Below are 17882 nucleotides of genomic sequence, written 5' to 3' on the forward strand. Positions count from 1 at the left end.
GGATTACGCTCCAGCGGTCCTCCGCCCTGAGCGCGATGAAGCTGCTGTGAGTCAACGCCCACGCCGGTAGTGCATGGCGACCACGCCATTGCGGAGCGGCTTCGCCGAGACCAGCTCGAGCCGTCGCGTGCTGGGCAGCCCGCCCTGGTACAGGGTCGGGCCGTGGCCGGCGATCCTGGGATGAACGAGGAGCTTGTACTCGTCGATCAGATCCAGCCGGTCCAGCTCGATTGCGAGTTTGCCGCTACCGAGGAGCACGCCCGCCGGAGTCGCGTCCTTGAGCGTCTGAACGCCTGTTCGAAGATCCTCGGCGATGTGGTGGCTGTTGGTCCACGGGAAGTCCTTTCGCGTCGACGACACGACGTATTTCGGCTTGGCCTCCAGCTTGACCGCCCACTCGCGTATCGCCGGCGGTGCCTCCACGTCGCCGCGAGCGACCGCCGGCCAGTAGCTCTCCATCATTTCGTAGGTAACACGGCCCCACAGCATCGCCCCGCCGTCGTCCATAAGGCGGGTGAAGAACGCGTGCGTCTCGTCGTCAGCGATTCCCACCTGATGGTCGACGCAGCCGTCCAGGGTGACGTTGATGCTGAAGGTCAATAGTCCCATGCGCCGATCCTAAGTCATGCGCTCGAAAAAGCGTAGGGCTATTGCTCGAGGTCTATGCTCAACTTCTGCAATAAGTGAATGCGGGCCTAGACGCCTGATGACTATGCGGCCGGCACGAAGGTCCGCTTACGGCCGGCTCATGAATGCCCGCTAATGGTACGGCGCGGAAGTCAACCGAGCGGCTTTGAGCCTCCCTGGCCATCTTCCGCTTTTTGACCGACGCGGACCACCCTGAGATTGGGACACGGGGCTGGCGGAGCCATTGATCCCGGAGCCATTGATCCCATAGCCTCTCAACTCCATAAGTGGGTTCCGCGATACCGCTCGATCGGCTCGTCAAACCAGGCACTCGCGTTAAAAACGGGGGCGGCGGAACATCCGCGCGTGCCCCCGGCTTCGCTCTCCGAGAAATGATGGCCGCCTTGGGGTGGTGGGGCGGCCCTGCAGGTCAGTTCGTCCCGCGATGCTACAGACCGAAGCAAGGTCCGCCGAACACCGAGCGGATGCAGGGCGATCCACCGCGCCTGCCACCGGAGGATGTGACGGTCACTCCGCCCTGAGGCCCTCTTGGCACTCGGTGATCCCGCACGACCGGAACAGTGCGATGGTCTCGGATAACGGGTTGCGTCCGATGATCCCGGACGACCACGGGCGTGCGATGATCACGCACGACGGGTGGCGTGCGATGGTCTCGGACCACGAAACCGCCGCTATCGTAGCCGCGGTCGCGAGCCGTCGCTCCGTCGTGGGTGGCAACGAAAACCAGACAGGCGGAGAGCGCGACGGCAACTCGGGTCGATGTTGTGATACCAGCTTTCATGAGTGGGCTCCTCTTCTACAGGTGAGGAGCTTACGACGTGCACCATCCGGGATCTGTGAGCGAGATCACAGGCAGAACGTTTCCGCCTTGGTGCGTCGGTCAGGGCCCATAGACGATGGGCGTCGAAGTCGGACCGGAGAAGGGCAGCTCACCTGCGCGTCTGGAATGTCTCGTTCCGGCACGGAGCGGACGTCATCCGAGCGGCCGCTTCGAGTTCAAACTCAGCCTTCACTTGAATGGCTACGCGCCGTCACGATGAAGTCACCCGTATCCATGTCATGCCTGCCACCTCTCCCTCGTCATGGCCGTCCCCGGACTTGATCCGGGGATCAGTCCTGGCCATCCCGATCAGAAGAGCGCGGCGCTTTTCCACATCGAGATCACCGGGACGAGCCCGGTGATGACGTGGAGGTGGTGGTGACGTGGGGGAGGCGATGACGTGGGCGGCTGCGGCTGTTCCGGCGTGTTCCATCATCCTGTCGCACCACTGCTCCTGCCGTCATGGCCGGGCCTGACCCGGCCATCCCGACCGGAAGAGCGCGGCGCTCCACAGGATCGGGATCACCGGGACAAGCCCGGTGATGACGTGGTGGGTCCGAGGGCCGGTGATGAGCGGGCGGGAACGGTGATGACCCGGTGGGGCAGGACACTGTCCTGGGTCACAGCCTCACCCGTCATCGCTCGCCCAGGGGTTCAGCCCATCTGGAAGCCCGGCGTCGACCGCGACAGCGCGGTCTCCTCCTCCGTCATGTCCTCGGCGATGCCTTCGAAGAGCGGCGTCGAGAGGTAGCGCTCGCCGGTGTCGGGCAGCATCGCGAGGATCACCGATCCCTCGGGCGCCCGCTCGGCCACCTGCATGGCGACGGCGAAGGTGGAGCCGCCCGAGACGCCGGTGAAGATGCCTTCCTTCTGGGCCAGCATCCTGGCCCATTTCATGCCCTCGGGGCCGGCGATCGGGATCAGCTCGTCGTAGAATTCGCGGTCGATCGCCTCCTGGAGCACCAGCGGAATGAAGTCGGGGGTCCAGCCCTGGATCGGGTGCGGCTCGAAGGCGGGATGGCTCTCGGCCGGGGCGCCCTTCCCGTCGCGGCCCTGCGCGCGACCGCTTCCGACGAGTTGCGCGTTCGCCGGCTCGCTCAGGATGATCCTGGTCTCGGGCCGCTCGCGGCGCAGCACCCGCCCGACGCCGGTGACGGTTCCGCCCGTGCCGTACCCGGTCACGAAATAGTCCAGCCGCCCGCCCTTGAAGTCGCCGAGGATCTCGCGCGCCGTCGTCGCCTCATGGATGTCGGCGTTGGCCTCCGTCTCGAACTGCCGGGCGAGGAACCAGCCGTTCGCATCGGCAAGCTCCACGGCCTTCTGGTACATCCCGAAGCCCTTGGCGGCGCGCGGCGTCAGCACGACCTTGGCGCCGAGCATCCGCATCAGCTTGCGCCGCTCGACCGAGAAGCTGTCGGCCATCGTGACGACCAGCGGATAGCCCTTCTGGGCGCAGACCATCGCCAGCCCGATCCCGGTGTTGCCGCTGGTCGCCTCGACGACGGTCTGGCCGGGCTTCAGCGCGCCCGAGCGCTCGGCCGCCTCGATGATGCCGATGGCGAGCCGGTCCTTGACCGAGGCCGCAGGGTTGAAGAACTCGGCCTTCACGTAGATCGTGGCATGCTTGGGCGCGAGATTGTTGACCCGGATGCAGGGCGTATCGCCGATCGTGTCGACGATGCTTTCGAACAGCCTTCCGCGGCCGTCGGTCGTCCGGATCGGAGGCTTCGGGTTATCCATGGCTGGCCCTCCTCGTGACTCTCTCAAGCTTAGTGAACCCGGCCGAAGCCGTCCAGGGACCGGAACGCTGCGGAGCGCGGCGATTGCGGGTTAAGCATTCCATGGTGGACGTTCCCCCCTTGCCCTCGGATTCTCTCGCAGGGGCGGCAACCCGGGCGAGGCGGCGCGGAACCGATCGGGCTGTATTCGATTGGCATCTATCGATCCAAGTTCAAGGTTGAGGTCATGCCGCGCTACTTCTTCAATGTGCATATTGGCGATGACGCACTCGTCGATCCTGACGGGCAGGATCTCCGCGATCCGGATCAGGCATGGGAAGTGGCCAAGGCGATGGCCCAGAACCTGATGGACACCGAATTCGAGCAACCCGTGAACTGGGCTTCATCGCATATCCAGGTCAGGGACGACCTGGATGAGATCGTCCTGGAGTTCCCGTTCCTGGAAGCGATCCAGTTCACCCCGCAGGCCCATTGAGGCCTCCCGGTGCCGCCGTGGAGCCCGTGTGTCGGAATGGAAAGCTCCTGTGGAACGCATCGGGGCATCCGGAACCCAGGAACCGCTGGGGAATTGAACCCCTTCTTACCACCGCGACACTCGACCAGATGGCCAATCAGGATAACACCAATCAGGAGGAGTTGCTGGAGCAACAGCGGGCCCTGGCAGAGTTCGGGGACTTCGCGCTCAAGACCGAGGCCCTCGACGACATCCTCAACCGCGCCTGCGACCTGGTGGGCCGAGGGCTCGATACCGATCTTGCCAAGCTCATGGAGCTCCTGCCCGACGGCCAGACCTTCAAGGTCCGTGCGGGCGGCGGGTGGCGGCCGGGCGTCGTCGGCGAGGTCACCGTCACGGCGGCCGAGAACTCGCCGGAGGGGCTGACCCTCAAGGACGGCGCGGTCATCTCGACGAACAGGGATGAGGAGGAGCGCTTCGAGTACCACGACTTCATGACGGAGCATGGGGTCAAGGCGTTCGTGAATGTACTGGTGCTGAGCAGCAACGGGCGCCCGCCCTTCGGCGTGCTTCAGGTGGACAGCCGCAGGCCTCGGGATTTCACGCAATCGGACGTCGAGTTCCTCCGCAGCTACGCCAATCTTCTCGGGGCCGCCATCGAGCGCCTGCGGGTCGTGGACGAGCTGCGGGCGGCCGTGAGGGAAAAGGACCTCCTGATCGGCGAGCTCAATCACCGGGTGAAGAACACGCTGACGACGGTGCAGTCCATCGCCTCGCAGACCCTGCGCAACGCCCCGTCGCTGGACCATGCCTCGGATGCCATCGAGAGCCGGCTCATCGCGCTGTCGCAGGTTCACAACGTGCTGACCGACCGGAGCTGGGCCCATGTGGCGCTTCACGACATCGTCGCACAGGCCGTCGAGCCCTACCGCAGCCGCGGGGAGAACCGCATTCACGTGCAGGGCCCGATCACCCAGGTCCCGCCGCGCATGGCGCTGCCGCTCGCCATGGCGCTCCAGGAACTGGTAACGAATGCCGTGAAATACGGGGCCCTGTCCAACGGCACGGGACAGATCAGGATCCACTGGACGCTGGACGACATGAGCACTCCGCAGCGCCTGCATCTGGCCTGGGAGGAGTCGGAAGGGCCACCGGTCCAGAATCCCGTTCGCCGAGGCTTCGGCACGCGGCTTATCGAGCGCAGCTTGGCTCAGGAACTCGCGGGCGAGGTGCGGATCGAGTTTTCCGAGACAGGCGTCGTCTGCGCCGTCGACGCTCCGCTGGTGGGCTAGGGCATCGTTCGGGGCCAAGAGGTGGAACCCACCTCTTTCGTCATCACCTCCCTCCCCGTCATCACCGGGCTCGTGCCGGTGATCCCGATGTGAAGAGCGCGGCGCCTTTCGTATCGGGATGGCCGGGTCAAGCCCGGCCATGACGGGAGAGGGTGTGATGACGTCAGCGAGTGGATGATGGACGACGCCGGACGAGCCGCAGCCTTCCACTCCTCTCTCCACGTCGCCACCTCCTCCACGTCATCACTGGCCTTGTGCCGGTGATCCCGATCGGAAAGGCACAGCGCCTCACCGGACCGGGATGGCCGGATCGATCCCGGCCTCATCCTTCGGTCGAGGCACCCACTTCCTTAACCGGAGGAGCGAACGTCCCGCCATGCGGTCAGGATCGCCTCGGCGGAGCGATCGATGTCCGCTTGCGTCGTTGCGGCCGAGATCACCGACAGCCGCATGACCCACTCGCCCTGCCACTTCGCCCCGCCGGCAAAAAGCGTGGCGTCCTCCTGGATCCGCCGGATCGTCCGAAGGGTCAGGCCGTCTCCGTCCGCCACGGGCTCGTCCGGCCCGAAACGCACGATCACCTGATTGAGCACCACGTCGTTGACGATCCGGATTCCAGGTTCTCCTGCCAGGCGCTCCGCAAGACGCTGCGCCAGCAGACAATGCTCCTCGACCATGCGGGCGACGCCCTCGCGCCCGAGATGACGGAGCATGGCCCAGGTGGCGAAGCCCCGTGCCCGCCGGGACAGCTCCGGGACATAGTGGGACGGGTCGCGCTCCCCCTCGCCGATCCCCGGCAGATAGCTGGCCGCAGAGGTCATGGCGCGTCGGTGGGCATCCGCATCCCGAACCATGGCGTAGCCGCAATCGTAGGGCGTCTGGAGCCACTTGTGCCCGTCCGTAGCCCAGGAATCGGCTCCCTCTATGCCGGCCCCCAGATGCGCGCGGGCGGGACAGGCCCGGGCCCACAGGCCGAAGGCGCCATCCACATGCACCCAGGCTCCCTGCGCCCGGGCCTGCGGAACGAAGACGGAATGGTCGTCGAACGCCCCGGTGTTGAGGTGCCCGGCCTGCGTGATCACGATCGCGGGGCCCTGGCATCGGGCGAGCGCCCGGGCGAACGCATCCGGGCGCATGCGCCCCTGGCTGTCCGCCTCGATCCGGATGACCCGGCCGGAACCGAGCCCGAGAAACTGCAGCGCGGAAAAGACGGTCGTATGGGCCTCGTCTCCGATGAGCACGTGAATGGGAGGCGCTCCGAAAAGGCCGCTGCGCTCCACGTCCCAGCCTGCACGGCGCAGAACCTCGCTGCGGGCCGCCGCGAGACAGACGAAGTTCGCCACGGTGGCTCCCGTGACGAAGCCGACCGAAGCCTCCCGCGGGAGATCCAGCAGATCGAGCAGCCACCCGGCCGAGACCGTTTCCGCCGCCGCAGCCGCGGGGGATGCCGTGTGGTTTCCCGCGTTCTGCCCCCAGGCTGAGGTCAGCCAATCGGCCGCGACGCCGACCGGATGCGACGCCCCGATGACCCAGCCGAAGAAGCGGGGTCCCGTGGTGGCGTGGAGGCCCGGGGAAGCCCGCTGGACGAGGTCATGGATCACGTCCTCGGCCGGCGTGCCGGCCTCGGGCGTGGGCGCTGCAAAGGCCGCCAGGGCGTCCGGGTAGGTGTGTTCGGGTCGCTGGGGACGTTGCCCGATGCCGCTCCGGTAACGAGACGCTTCGGATGCCACCGTGTCGAACAGCACGTTCGTCAGGCTCACGTCGGCAGCTTTTCTCCGGTCCATCGTCTGGTCTCCCGGCAACCTCGCTCACAGCATGATGCAGCAATCCGGCGATCACGACCAGGGATCGCCGGAATCGCCCCGTTGGAGCGGTTGAAGAGGCGGACCCGCTGCTCGTCTCGTGGTCGGGATCCATGATCTCCACTCGATCGCCCGGGCTTGATCCGCGGGGCGAAATGCGGTTCGCTGCCTGCGTCGGAAGAGTCGCGAGAAAGCGGCCGGAATCCTGGATTCAACGCGAAGGGAACACGCCATGGCGAAGAATACGATCTGCCTCTGGTACGACAAGGACGCCGAGGCGGCCGCCCGCTTCTATGCCGAGACCTTTCCCGACAGCGCGGTGCATGCCGTGCACCGTGCCCCCAGCGACTTCCCGTCCGGCAAGGAGGGCGACGTGCTGACGGTCGACTTCACCGTCGCGGGCGTCGCCTGCCTCGGCCTCAACGGAGGGCCTGTGTTCAAGCACAACGAGGCCTTCTCGTTCCAGATCGCCACCGAGGATCAGGAGGAAACCGACCGCTACTGGAATGCCATCGTGGGCAACGGCGGCCAGGAGAGCGCCTGCGGCTGGTGCAAGGACAAATGGGGCGTGTCCTGGCAGATCACGCCGCGCGTCCTGACGGAAGCAGTGGCGGCCGGCGGCGCCGAAGCCAAACGCGCGTTCGATGCGATGATGGACATGAGGAAGATCGACGTCGCTGCCATCGAGGCGGCACGGCGCGGTTGATGCGTCCTCGCGGATCGCGCGAGGGTCGAGAGGCGGAAGAACCTCAGTCGGAGAATGGACCGTCGGCGGATCTATGCGCAGCATCATCCGGCGACGCTCTTCGGCACAGGCGTGACGTTCACCGCTCAGGGCTGTCCGCTCGCAGAAGGGACCTGTCCCATGGACTTCGTTGTATGGATTAAGCGGCCTTGCCCATCAGCATGGTTCGGACCCAGGCTCCGGCCTCTTCAGGCGTCTTGAACAGGGGCGCGTCGCGAACGTCGCATTTGCCGAAGCCGGCTTCCAGGTGCCACCAGCCCTTGTTGTCAGGGCCATGGTGCTCGCCGTCGAGGCGGACGATCACGGCGGCGAGCTGGCCATCCGAGAGAACGAGGTTGCCCTCGCTGTCATGGCCGTCGATGAGCACGCGGAGGGACTGGAAAGAGATGTCGAGGGGCATGGCCTTCGCCTTCAGGTTGGGGCGGAAGATCAGCTGCGAAATGGCCGGACACCCAGGAGGAATGGAGAACCCATGCTAGCGCTCCAACCTGAACGGTTTTTCAAACAAGTTTGATCGGAGCTTAACATAAGTTGGGCCAAGCCGCGGCATAAAGGCCTTATGCCAGCGGCGCCTATCACAGGACCGCCACCTTGGCTCGATCACTATAAGTTTTAGAACAAACATAAATTAATGACAATAATCAACTTCCGTGCGATCGTATTTTTATCGTCAGCAACCGATCTTAGGCGCTGATGGCTGAGAGATACGAAGTGCTCCCGCCTGTAATCAGGGAGAACGATCTTGGCCATTGTCTCAAATTCCGACAAAAATTCTCTCATCCGCAGGCTGGAAAGCATCTTTGGTCTTTCCGAGGGCGAACGGCAGGCTCTCGAAGACCTGCCGATGCGGGTCATGACCATCAAGGCCGATCAGGACATTGTGCGCGAAGGCGACCGGCCGTCCCGGTCGTGCCTGATTCTCAGCGGCTTCGCCTGCACCTATAAGGTCTCCGCGCAAGGCAAGCGCCAGATCGTCTCCTTCAACCTGCCGGGGGACGTTCCCGACCTCCATAGCCTGCACCTGAAGACCCTGGACAACAGCATCGGTACGGTCAGCCCGTGCAGCGTCGGGTTCATCACCCACGAGGCTCTGCGCGACATCTGCGATCGTTATCCTCGCATCGCCGCCGCGCTCTGGCGCAACACCCTCTTCGATGCGGCCATCTTCCGCGAGTGGGTGCTCAATGTCGGACGCCGCGAGGCCTACACGCGCATGGCCCATGTGCTGTGCGAGCTGCTGGTGCGCCTGCAGGCCGTCGGCCTTGTGAAAGACGATGCCTGTGACCTGCCCATCACGCAGGCCGAGTTCGCCGATGCGATCGGCGTCACGCCGGTTCACGTCAACCGCGTTCTCTAGCAGATGCGGGCCGAGCGCCTCATCGAGCTGAAAGGCGACCGGTTGAAGATCCTCGACTGGGACCGCTTGAAGCAAGTCGGCGAATTCGACCCCACCTACCTGCACCTGGAGTAGGATCAGACTGCCGCATGAGCCTCGCCCTTCAGCCCATACGCGTTGCGACAGGCTTCGAGGAGGACGGGATGATGGTCCTCGACGAAGAGCAGCGGCTGGTCGCGGTGCTGGTGCGCCTCTCGGACGAGAACGAGGTCGCTCCCGGGCAATGGTACCTGGAGGCGGGCTTCGGCGAGATCGACGCGACCAACCACCCCGACTTTGCCGATCTGGACGCCGCCCGGGAGTGGATTGGCCGGCGCCTCGCAAAGCGCCGGTGAGAGGCCTCAAGCTCCATCACGGCCGTCAGCGCATCGTGCGGACCTTCCCAGGTCGACACCGGAGCCGAAGCTCCGGCGCGTTGAAACGCCCCTTACTGCGCGGTGATGCTCGACGTGGTTTCGAGCTTCGTCACGGGCGGCGGGCTCCACTTGCCCGTCAGCACGTCCGACATCGGGGCATAGAGCCTCATCGTCAGGTTGAACGGCCCCTTCGGCGTGGGAAGCCAGTTGGCCTCTCTGCCCCGGCCGGGGCTTTCGCTCTGGAAGTAGACGTCGAGAGAGCCGTCGGCGTTGTACTTGAACGGCATCCAGCTGCTCACCGCTGAACGGTTGAGGCTGTTGGAGACCGGGAAGCCCTGGGGATCGTAGAGTGTGATCGACCAGAAGGCGTTGACGGGAGGCAGTGCGGCCTTGTCGAAATGAAGCGTGTATCCGTTCGCGCCATCGAGCGGCCTGCCGTCCGCATCGCCCAAATTGAGCGGGTAGACCGCATCCTCCGGCAGATTGGCCCCGAGCCCCTGCTGCGCGATGATGGCCCGCTTGAGATAGTAGTTGCCGTACACGCCCATCGTGTCCGTGTTCATCGACCAGCCGTTCGCAACGCGGGCGAGCGTCTTCACCTTCCATTCCATGAGCTTCTGGGCGCTCTCCGGCGCCGACTCGATGGCCGCTCGGACGACGGGATCGATCTTCTCAACGTCGAAGCTCTTGCCCGCCTCGAGGCCGATCCGCTTCATGCGGGCGAGGATCGGCTCGTCGGTGACATGGGGCCCGTGGACCTTCAGGAGTTCGGCCGCATAGGCGAAATACCTGAGGCCCGGCATGGTGTCGACCTGCACCTTGGGCGGCGTCTTCATGTCGATGCTCGGGTCGATCTTCACCTCGGGAACCCGTGGGGTCTTCCCCCACTCGGACAGCGGCGTGACCTTGAACCCGGCCTGGATCTTGTGGACCGCGTCGTAGTCGGGCGGACCGTCCGTCTTGGTCCGGCCGATGATCCACACGACCGGCGTCGGCGCGTCGATGCGCTGCGTCCCGGCAGGGAGCCTGAACTCGTCGAACCGCTCGCGCAGGTCGGGCCTCCAGGAGGCCGGCGCGACCAGGAACTCGCCGGCCTGGGTTCCGGTCGTCCGCCAGCCCGGCGATGCGAACACGTCGGTCCACATGTCGAGCATCGGCAGCAGATAGTAGCGGCCTCCCGTGTCAGGAACCGAGACGATCACCGGCTCCCGGGCGAGATCCAGAAAGGCGGTCGAATAGAGCGTGTCGAAATTCGGTCGAACGACCAGTTTGTCGTCAGGAGGCGGATACGTGGCCACGTTGTGGAACATGTTCATCGGACCCTGGCCCGGTCGCTTTCCCGGCTCGATATTCGTGAACACCTTGCGCGTCACATCCATGGTCACGAGCGGATAGAAATACACGTAGGCATCGACGGCGATGTCGCGGGCTTCCTGCTCGGTGACGGCGAAGGCGCCCGTCGCGGCCCCTCCGATCCAGAGCCCGCTCGCCAGAGCTGCGGTGCCGAACAGTCTGGCGGCGCGATTGCAATGTCGTGACATGAGATGGCTCCCTGAAAGGCGCTCATGCCTCCGAAGCCATGGGGCTTGCCGGGGCGTCCGAGCGGCCGGGGTGGCGCGCTGCGATGTTACTGCTTCAAGGCGCACCGTCGATTGGGCCTACGCGCATCGCGACGGCAGCTTAGCACGCCTCTCTCCTTCAGATTGATCAGGGTCTTCCCTGAAGATCGCGCGGCAAAACCCTGAAATCCGGCCGCATGATTCCGGAAGCGCGGTCCGACCGGACCGGCAACCGGCGCGTTCCCTCAATCCCGCTCGATCCTCTGGTACAGATGCAGGTAACCGGGGGCGTATTGAGCCTGCTCCTGAAGGCGCCTCAGATCGTTGATGATCAGGGTCTTGCCGCGGGAGGTGATCAGCCCGTCGGAGCGAAGGTCCTGGAGCACCCTGTTGATGTGGACGGTCGACGTCCCGAAGGCATCCCCCAGCTCCTGCTGTGTGATCGGCAGTTCATAGCTGTCGTCATTCGACAGGCCCACCGGCTGGAGGCGGTCCCGCAGCTCGCAGAAGAAATGCGCGAGCCGTTCGCGCGCGTCCATCCGTCCGAGCGTGGTCATCCACACCCGGTGCACGGCACCGTCGATGAGCGTGATGAGCCAGAGCAGGCGCGTGAGGTAGGGATAGTTCTTCGTAATCTCCTTCAGGTCGCTATGAGGGACCTGGGCCACCGTGCACGCCGTCAGCGCAGCAACACCATCATCGATCGGGTTGAGCAGGAAGCTGTGCAGGTCGGCGAAGTCGCCGGGAACGTGAAATGCCGTGATCTGCCGTCGCCCATCGGGCGAATGGTTATAGCGAATGCCGAAGCCCGACAGGATGAGGCTGCTGTACGATGGGGTGCTGCCCTCCCGCACGATGTCCTCGCGGGGCTGATAGAGCACCGTCCGGGAGGTGATCCGCTGGAGCACCTGCTTCTCCTCTTCGGAGAGGGGACCGTGCTGTTCCAGCCTGCGAACCAGAGGGTAGAACATGCCTCCTCCTGCCAGGGTCAAGGGTCGGGCACCGACCTGGAGGTGGAGTGGAGCACATGCAGTAGGGCCTTGTACAGGCGCGGCGGCAGACCCTCGATGAAGGGGATCGCCATCAACTCACGGCCTGCTTCGTCCGTGATGAGAATGGCGTCATCGAGCAGGTCGTCCGTCCCCTGCTTCGTGGCTTCCGCGAGAAGGTCGCGAATTCCCTCGAGGGCATCGGCCCGCGCGGCATCGAGGTCGGGACGCTCGATCCCTTCCGGATCTTCGATGAGTTGTTCGCCTTGCCGGATGTGGCAGTAAAACCGAGGCATGCCCTCAAACTAGGGGGGCTTGGCGTTAGTTCCTTGAAAGGGCAGACAATATTCTGCCGCGCCTCCGTTGGAAGCCACCGGCAGGCAGCCTGCCCGGCTGCAACTTCTGATACGGTTCCCGCAGCGGCTTTCGCCCTGCACCCGTCTTCGTCACACCCTCTCGCGTCATGGCCGGGCTTGACCCGGCCATCCCGATGTGAAGAGCGCCGTGCCTTTCCGATCGGGATCACCGGGACAAGCCCGGTGATGACGTGGAGGAGATGATGACGTGGCGGGTGTGGGCGCGTCGCCTCAATCCATCAGGATCACTGGCTCTGCCCCTTCCCGTCAGGTCCACCTCACCGCTGTCATCCCTGGCGGCCGTAAGGGCCCGGGAAGAGGATCGGTTCGACGCTAAATGGACGCATTCTCGCGCTATCTGTACTCACGAGGCGCCTGTACTCGCATGTAGATCGGCAAGATCGTGTTCATCGGCGAGATCGATGACTATGAATAGCTAATTTCATTTCTAGATAAAACAGGAATCGGCTCACAGGAAAGCAGCCCGAAGCTCTCACTTCATTCAATATATACTCATCGGAAGGAATGAGAGCCGGGTTCAACAGGACCACATACTGCAAAAGGTGTACCGCAGAAGGTGTAGTGAAAGCCTTAGTCCCCATCAGCAAAGTTCCCTGGAACGGGAGGATCGAATGGCACTCATATTTGGCAGCGGACGTCGCGATACTCTGTTCGGCACCTTCGGGGCCGATCTCATTTTCGGAAGAGGCGGCAACGATCGCCTGTTCGGCCTGAGCGGCAACGACACGATGGATGGCGGCAGCGGCAACGACCGCCTGTTCGGCAGCACCGGCCATGATCGCCTGCTGGGCCGCAGCGGCAACGACACCCTGGAAGGCAGCAGCGGGAACGACCGCCTGTTCGGCAATGACGGCCATGACCGTCTGCTCGGCGGCAACAGCCAGGACTCCCTGGACGGCGGCAACGGCAATGACCGTCTGTTCGGCAACAACGGCCATGACCGTCTGCATGGACGCAGGGGCAACGATTCTCTCGACGGCGGCAGCGGCAATGACCGCCTGTCCGGCGGCAGCGACAACGATACCCTGCTCGGCGGCAGCGGCAACGACCGCCTGGATGGCGGCGACGGCAACGACGTCATGCGGGGCGGCACCGGCAACGACACCGCATCCGGCGGTGAAGGCAACGACAGCTTCCGCTGGGATCCCGGCGACGGGAACGACACCTTCGATGGCGGCGCGGGCACCGATACCCTGATCTTCAACGGCTCGAACGGCGCTGAGGTCATGGCGATCGCCGACCTCGGTGGCGGATTCCGCTTCACCCGCAATCTCGGCAACATCAACGTCGACACCACCAATGTGGAGCGCGTCGAGGTCGAGGGGTTGGGTGGTAACGACACCATCGACGGATCGGCTCAGACCAATGCCGGCGTCGTGCTGGACATCAGCGGCGGTACCGGCGACGACAGCCTGGTCGGTGGTGCCGGCAACGACAGCCTCGACGGCGGTGCCGACAATGACAATCTCGACGGCGGCAACGGCAATGATAGTCTCGACGGCGGCGACGGCAATGACACCATGCTCGGCAATGGAGGCAACGACACCGCGTCCGGCGGTCTCGGCGACGACAGCTTCCGCTGGGATCCGGGCGATGGCGATGACACCTTCGACGGCGGCGCCGGGACGGACACGCTGGACTTCAACGGCTCGGACGGCGCCGAGGTCATGACGGTCACCACCCAGCCAAACGGAGGCTTCCAGTTCTTCCGCGATCTCGCCGACATCACGGTCGACACCACCAACGTGGAGCGCGTCGAGGTCGACGGGTTGGGTGGCAACGATTCCATCAATGGATCGGGCCAGACGAACACCGGTGTCGCGCTCGAGATCACCGGCGGCGCCGGGAACGATACTCTGACTGGTGGCGCCGGCGGCGATTCATTCGTCTTCGGCGCGGAAACCGCCAATACTACGACGGAGACCGATCTCATCATCGATTACAGCGAAACTGAGGGAGATGTGATCGACCTGAGCGCAGTCGGCCCCGTGACCAACAGTCAGGTGGTCGGAACGGATCTCCAGCTGACCCTCGCCGGCGGCGACAACGACATCGTGGTGGTCCAAGGCATCACCAACATCAATGACGTGACGTTCGTCCTCTGACGCGAAGGCTCCGATGACACGAAGCCGCCGCCAAGCATCTTGGCGGCGGCTTGCAAGACGGGCCGATGAACGATGGATAGCCCCGTTGAATCCGCCTGTTCCGTCCTCAGTCCGATTGTGAGACGCTGGTCCGCAAACCGGTCGCCCGGACCCGTGACGATTCCGTCATCGAGATGTCACGGGTTCGGTGGCAGGTGACCGGGCCAGGAGGAACAGGACCCCATGAAGCACATTTCCATTGTCAGCGCGCTCGCCGTCTCGCTGCCCGCCCTGCTCGGGCCGGCCGTGGCCCAGGAGAAGACGTTGACCGGCGAACGTACGATCGTGGTCGCCCATCGCGGCGCCAGCGGCTATCTCCCGGAACACACCCTCGAGGGCTACAAGCTCGCCATCGAGATGGGGGCCGACTTCGTCGAGCCCGACCTCGTGGTGACCAAGGACGGCGTGCTGGTCGCCCGTCACGAGCCGATGCTGAGCGGCACCACCGATGTCGCCAACCGTCCGGAATTCGCCTCGCGCAAGACCACCCGCAAGGTCGACGGCGTCGACACGACGGACTGGTTCGCCGGCGACTTCACCCTGGCCGAGATCAAGCAGCTGCGGGCCAAGCAGGCGATGGCGGACCGCGACCAGTCCAAGAACGGCCAGTTCCAGATCCCGACCCTGGACGAAGTGATCGACCTGGTGAAGAAGGAATCGGCCGTGCGTGGACGCACCGTGGGCATCGCGCCCGAGACCAAGCATCCGACGTTCCACGCGGCTTTGGGCCTTCCGATCGAGGACCGCCTCGTCGCCGTGCTCACGAAGGCCGGCTGGACGGCGAAGGACGCACCCGTGGTGATCCAGAGCTTCGAGACAGCGAACCTCAAGTACCTGAACACCAGGATCGACGTGCGCCTGGCCCAGCTCGTCGACGGGGCCGACGTCGACAAGGACGGCAACATGGTCATGGAGGCGCCATACGCGCAGCCCTATGATTTCGTGATCATCGGCGACAAGCGCACGAACAAGGACCTGCTGACGAAGGAGGGCCTCGCCGAGGTCAAGACCTACGCCGACATCATCGCCCCATGGAAGCCGTACATCCTGGCCAGCAGGCAGGTCGACAACAACAATGACGGCAAGCCGGACGATCTCAACGGCGACGGCACGATCGACGAGCGCGACCGCATGCTCGTGGAGCCGTCAAGCGTGGTCAAGGACGCCCATGCGGCCGGCCTTCAGGTGTTCACTTGGACCTTCCGCAGCGAGCCGAAGCGCCTGACCTCCGACTTCAAGGGCGAACCGGCGGCGGAGTACAAGGCATTCTACGCGCTCGGCGTCGACGGCCTCTTCAGCGACTTCACCGATCACGCCGTGAAGGCGCGCTGACTCCAAGCCCGAATCCACGAAAGCGCCTCCGCCCGTGACGACGCCGTCGCACGGGCGAGGTTGGCCCCGATCACTTCAGCAGGAGATCTGCGCTCCCGTCATGTGAACCGGCGTGATGGGCCTGACGTCCCGACCCGCGACGGCACAGGTGAGGCGCGCCTCGGACCGGCATTGAGGCCCCTTCGGCGGGCCGGCTCTCGGCCCGACGGCAAACTGAACCGTCACTTCTCCAGGAGCCGTCTCGAGAAAGCCTTCGACCGACGACAGCCAGGTTTGGCCGACCATGTCCTCCGTGGCCCGCGCTTCGCTCAGAGCCTGCTCGACACAGGCTGCCGCCGCATCCTTCGGCAGCAGGGGCTCGGGCGGGACGGGCTGCGCGATAGCCGCCGTCGTCTCGACGTCCGGCACCGGCTTCGTCGTGGCCGCCTGCGGCTCGGAGGCTTGCGGATCGCCACGCAAGCCGTTGACGGCCGCGAGCGCCAGAATGGCGAAGACCCCTGTTTGAATCGGGATGCGCTTCAGCTTGCTCAGGAGCGGAGCCCGGCTGAACAGCACCGGTCCAAACAGATGAACGAAGACGGTAACGAGGGTGAGAAGAATGAGGAAACGCAACATAATGGATCGTGCCCGCGCGATATCGTGCGAAATGAACGTGTTGTCCTGGGAACATCCCTAACCTAACGCAGGATCCCCATGATCGCATGCGGCAAGTCCCGTTTCTCGATTTTATGGTTAGCGATGTCTTAACGATCCCGCACCGCATCGGCCATCGGCCTGTTCTGAAGAGGAGGCGCGTTACGCGCGCTCCTCCCAGAGCCTGGCGAGTTCGACGATCGTCTTCACGGCCTTGTCCATGTCCTGGCTGCTGACGAATTCCAGCGGGGAATGGAAGGCATGGCCGCCAGCGAATATGTTGGGACAGGGCAGCCCCATGAAGGAGAGGCGCGAGCCGTCCGTGCCGCCCCGGATGCTGCCGCGCACGGGCTCCATGCCGGCACGCCTGATCGCCTCCACGGCGTATTCGACGATCTCCGGATTCTTGTCGAGCACCACCTTCATGTTGCGGTACTGCTCCTTGACCGTGAAGGTGTAGCCGGAGCCCGGATAATTCTTCATCACCTCCTTGGTGATGTTTTCCAGCAGCGCCTCCTTGGTCTTGAGCCCCTCCTCCGTGAAATCGCGGATGATGAAGCTCAAGTTCGCCTTCTCCATCACGCCGGAGACGCCCGTCGGGTGGATGAAGCCGTCGCGGCCCCTCGTGGTCTCGGGCGCCATGTCCCTGGGCAGACGCGCGACGATGTCGCCGGCGATCCTGATGGCGTTCTCCATCTTGCCGAAGGCGAAGCCCGGATGGATCGCCACGCCCTTGATGGCGATGTCCACCGCATCGGCGGAAAAGGTCTCGTCCTCGATGGTGCCGGCCGTCTCGCCGTCCATCGTGTAGCCGAAATCGGCGCCGAGCTTCTTGAGATCCACCTTGTCGACCCCGCGGCCGATCTCCTCGTCGGCGGTGAAGAGGATGCGGATCGTGCCGTGCCTGACGTCCGGATTGTTGATCAGGAACTCTGCCGCCGCCATGATCTCGGCGATGCCGGCCTTGTCGTCGGCGCCGAGAAGCGTCGTGCCGTCCGAGGTGACGATATCGTGGCCGATCAGGTCCTTCAGCACGGGTTGATCCGCGACGCGGATGACCTGGGCAGGGTCGCCCGGCAGCCGGATGTCGCCACCCTGGTAGTTCCGGACCACCTGCGGCTTGACGTTCGTGCCGGAAAAGTCCGGTGCCGTATCCATGTGGGCGCAGAAGCAGATCACGGGCACGTTGTTCTTGGGCGTATTCGACGGAATGGTCGCATAGATGTAACCGTGCTCGTCGAGATGCGCGTCGGAGATTCCAATCTCGAGCAGTTCCTCTACCAGCAGGCGACCGAGATTTTTCTGCTTCTCGGTCGAAGGCTGGGTCGGGGACTGGGCGTCCGACTGGGTGTCGATGACGACATAGCGGAGGAAACGGTCTGTAACGCTGGCGGCCATGGCTGGTGATCCGGATTGCGAGGAGATGCCGTGGAGTTGTAGCGGGGCCACGCCGTCCCGTGAATGGGCCATGAGGAAAATACTTCTTCCCGACCACCGGGACAGGCCTGCTGCAGGGATCCTGCAATCACATTGTCAACACATTGGCAGGCCATGCGCGGTTCTCATTCCGACAATGAACAAGACCGTTTTATTGCG

16 protein-coding genes are annotated in these 17882 nt (G+C 64.5%); 7 read left to right on the plus strand and 9 right to left on the minus strand.

All coding sequences use genetic code 11. The features are described from left to right. Positions 1 to 51 precede the first annotated feature (51 nt). Together KHP60_RS06435 and KHP60_RS06440 are read right to left on the minus strand one after the other, a co-directional pair. The gene (locus KHP60_RS06435; RefSeq protein WP_213562750.1) at positions 52 to 609 is read right to left on the minus strand and encodes a dihydrofolate reductase family protein; all 558 of its coding nucleotides are present in this window, start codon (positions 607 to 609) and stop codon (positions 52 to 54) included. 1513 nt (positions 610 to 2122) lie between these two features. Continuing rightward, positions 2123 to 3208 (minus strand): PLP-dependent cysteine synthase family protein, encoded by a 1086-nt coding sequence (locus tag KHP60_RS06440; RefSeq protein WP_213562751.1) that lies wholly within the window; start codon positions 3206 to 3208, stop codon positions 2123 to 2125. Positions 3209 to 3433: 225 nt separating this feature from the next. Here KHP60_RS06440 and KHP60_RS06445 point away from each other — a divergent pair, with 225 nt between their 5' ends. After that, positions 3434 to 3682 carry a DUF6894 family protein gene (locus KHP60_RS06445; RefSeq protein ID WP_213562752.1) on the plus strand — a complete coding sequence of 83 codons (249 nt, stop codon included), beginning with the start codon at positions 3434 to 3436 and terminating at the stop codon, positions 3680 to 3682. Positions 3683 to 3810: 128 nt separating this feature from the next. Beyond that, positions 3811 to 4953, plus strand: coding sequence for a sensor histidine kinase (locus KHP60_RS06450; protein ID WP_213562753.1), 1143 nt, complete (start codon positions 3811 to 3813; stop codon positions 4951 to 4953). Between the two features lie 350 nt (positions 4954 to 5303). On the opposite strand, the gene KHP60_RS06455 is transcribed toward KHP60_RS06450, so the two are convergent. Next, entirely contained in the window at positions 5304 to 6737 is a 1434-nt protein-coding gene (locus KHP60_RS06455; protein WP_213562756.1) for an aspartate aminotransferase family protein, read from the minus strand. A 250-nt stretch (positions 6738 to 6987) separates the two neighbouring features. On the opposite strand from KHP60_RS06455, the gene KHP60_RS06460 reads away from it, so the two are divergent. Then, on the plus strand, positions 6988 to 7461 hold the full coding sequence (locus KHP60_RS06460; protein ID WP_213562758.1) for a VOC family protein: 474 nt from the start codon (positions 6988 to 6990) through the stop codon (positions 7459 to 7461). A 178-nt stretch (positions 7462 to 7639) separates the two neighbouring features. Here the strand turns inward: KHP60_RS06460 and KHP60_RS06465 are convergent, their stop codons facing one another. Next, positions 7640 to 7900, minus strand: coding sequence for a hypothetical protein (locus tag KHP60_RS06465; RefSeq protein ID WP_249688563.1), 261 nt, complete (start codon positions 7898 to 7900; stop codon positions 7640 to 7642). Between the two features lie 342 nt (positions 7901 to 8242). Here KHP60_RS06465 and KHP60_RS06470 point away from each other — a divergent pair, with 342 nt between their 5' ends. Together KHP60_RS06470 and KHP60_RS06475 are read left to right on the plus strand one after the other, a co-directional pair. After that, positions 8243 to 8857: a Crp/Fnr family transcriptional regulator gene (locus KHP60_RS06470; protein WP_311924682.1), complete on the plus strand. Its 615-nt coding sequence runs from the start codon at positions 8243 to 8245 to the stop codon at positions 8855 to 8857. Between the two features lie 128 nt (positions 8858 to 8985). Then, a complete protein-coding gene (locus KHP60_RS06475; RefSeq protein ID WP_213562760.1) occupies positions 8986 to 9231 on the plus strand; it encodes a hypothetical protein in 246 nt (81 codons plus the stop codon). 92 nt (positions 9232 to 9323) lie between these two features. Here the strand turns inward: KHP60_RS06475 and KHP60_RS06480 are convergent, their stop codons facing one another. From KHP60_RS06480 to KHP60_RS06490, 3 genes are all read right to left on the minus strand, one after another. Next, entirely contained in the window at positions 9324 to 10793 is a 1470-nt protein-coding gene (locus tag KHP60_RS06480; RefSeq protein ID WP_213562762.1) for a DUF1254 domain-containing protein, read from the minus strand. A gap of 263 nt (positions 10794 to 11056) precedes the next feature. Then, on the minus strand, positions 11057 to 11782 hold the full coding sequence (locus tag KHP60_RS06485; protein WP_213562764.1) for a Crp/Fnr family transcriptional regulator: 726 nt from the start codon (positions 11780 to 11782) through the stop codon (positions 11057 to 11059). Between the two features lie 17 nt (positions 11783 to 11799). Continuing rightward, the gene (locus KHP60_RS06490; protein WP_213562766.1) at positions 11800 to 12096 is read right to left on the minus strand and encodes a DUF6894 family protein; all 297 of its coding nucleotides are present in this window, start codon (positions 12094 to 12096) and stop codon (positions 11800 to 11802) included. Between the two features lie 692 nt (positions 12097 to 12788). Here KHP60_RS06490 and KHP60_RS06495 point away from each other — a divergent pair. Continuing rightward, on the plus strand, positions 12789 to 14282 hold the full coding sequence (locus KHP60_RS06495) for a calcium-binding protein (protein WP_213562768.1): 1494 nt from the start codon (positions 12789 to 12791) through the stop codon (positions 14280 to 14282). Between the two features lie 222 nt (positions 14283 to 14504). Further along, positions 14505 to 15653, plus strand: a complete 1149-nt coding sequence (locus KHP60_RS06500; RefSeq protein ID WP_213562770.1) for a glycerophosphodiester phosphodiesterase — start codon at positions 14505 to 14507, stop codon at positions 15651 to 15653. Positions 15654 to 15728: 75 nt separating this feature from the next. On the opposite strand, the gene KHP60_RS06505 is transcribed toward KHP60_RS06500, so the two are convergent. Together KHP60_RS06505 and pepT are read right to left on the minus strand one after the other, a co-directional pair. Further along, a complete protein-coding gene (locus KHP60_RS06505; RefSeq protein WP_213562772.1) occupies positions 15729 to 16268 on the minus strand; it encodes a hypothetical protein in 540 nt (179 codons plus the stop codon). A 180-nt stretch (positions 16269 to 16448) separates the two neighbouring features. Further along, entirely contained in the window at positions 16449 to 17684 is a 1236-nt protein-coding gene (gene pepT / locus KHP60_RS06510) for a peptidase T (protein ID WP_213562774.1), read from the minus strand. Positions 17685 to 17882: the final 198 nt, after the last annotated feature.

It is taken from the genome of Microvirga sp. 3-52 (assembly GCF_018383585.1).
GTDB lineage: Bacteria > Pseudomonadota > Alphaproteobacteria > Rhizobiales > Beijerinckiaceae > Microvirga.

What these genes read in the sequence shown, in the direction of transcription:
- KHP60_RS06435 (WP_213562750.1), bottom strand. Translation starts at nt 609, where the DNA reads ATGGGACTATTGACCTTCAGCATCAACGTCACCCTGGACGGCTGCGTC.
- KHP60_RS06440 (WP_213562751.1), bottom strand. Translation starts at nt 3,208, where the DNA reads ATGGATAACCCGAAGCCTCCGATCCGGACGACCGACGGCCGCGGAAGG.
- KHP60_RS06445 (WP_213562752.1), top strand. Translation starts at nt 3,434, where the DNA reads ATGCCGCGCTACTTCTTCAATGTGCATATTGGCGATGACGCACTCGTC.
- KHP60_RS06450 (WP_213562753.1), top strand. Translation starts at nt 3,811, where the DNA reads ATGGCCAATCAGGATAACACCAATCAGGAGGAGTTGCTGGAGCAACAG.
- KHP60_RS06455 (WP_213562756.1), bottom strand. Translation starts at nt 6,737, where the DNA reads ATGGACCGGAGAAAAGCTGCCGACGTGAGCCTGACGAACGTGCTGTTC.
- KHP60_RS06460 (WP_213562758.1), top strand. Translation starts at nt 6,988, where the DNA reads ATGGCGAAGAATACGATCTGCCTCTGGTACGACAAGGACGCCGAGGCG.
- KHP60_RS06465 (WP_249688563.1), bottom strand. Translation starts at nt 7,900, where the DNA reads ATGCCCCTCGACATCTCTTTCCAGTCCCTCCGCGTGCTCATCGACGGC.
- KHP60_RS06475 (WP_213562760.1), top strand. Translation starts at nt 8,986, where the DNA reads ATGAGCCTCGCCCTTCAGCCCATACGCGTTGCGACAGGCTTCGAGGAG.
- KHP60_RS06480 (WP_213562762.1), bottom strand. Translation starts at nt 10,793, where the DNA reads ATGTCACGACATTGCAATCGCGCCGCCAGACTGTTCGGCACCGCAGCT.
- KHP60_RS06485 (WP_213562764.1), bottom strand. Translation starts at nt 11,782, where the DNA reads ATGTTCTACCCTCTGGTTCGCAGGCTGGAACAGCACGGTCCCCTCTCC.
- KHP60_RS06490 (WP_213562766.1), bottom strand. Translation starts at nt 12,096, where the DNA reads ATGCCTCGGTTTTACTGCCACATCCGGCAAGGCGAACAACTCATCGAA.
- KHP60_RS06495 (WP_213562768.1), top strand. Translation starts at nt 12,789, where the DNA reads ATGGCACTCATATTTGGCAGCGGACGTCGCGATACTCTGTTCGGCACC.
- KHP60_RS06500 (WP_213562770.1), top strand. Translation starts at nt 14,505, where the DNA reads ATGAAGCACATTTCCATTGTCAGCGCGCTCGCCGTCTCGCTGCCCGCC.
- KHP60_RS06505 (WP_213562772.1), bottom strand. Translation starts at nt 16,268, where the DNA reads ATGTTGCGTTTCCTCATTCTTCTCACCCTCGTTACCGTCTTCGTTCAT.
- pepT (WP_213562774.1), bottom strand. Translation starts at nt 17,684, where the DNA reads ATGGCCGCCAGCGTTACAGACCGTTTCCTCCGCTATGTCGTCATCGAC.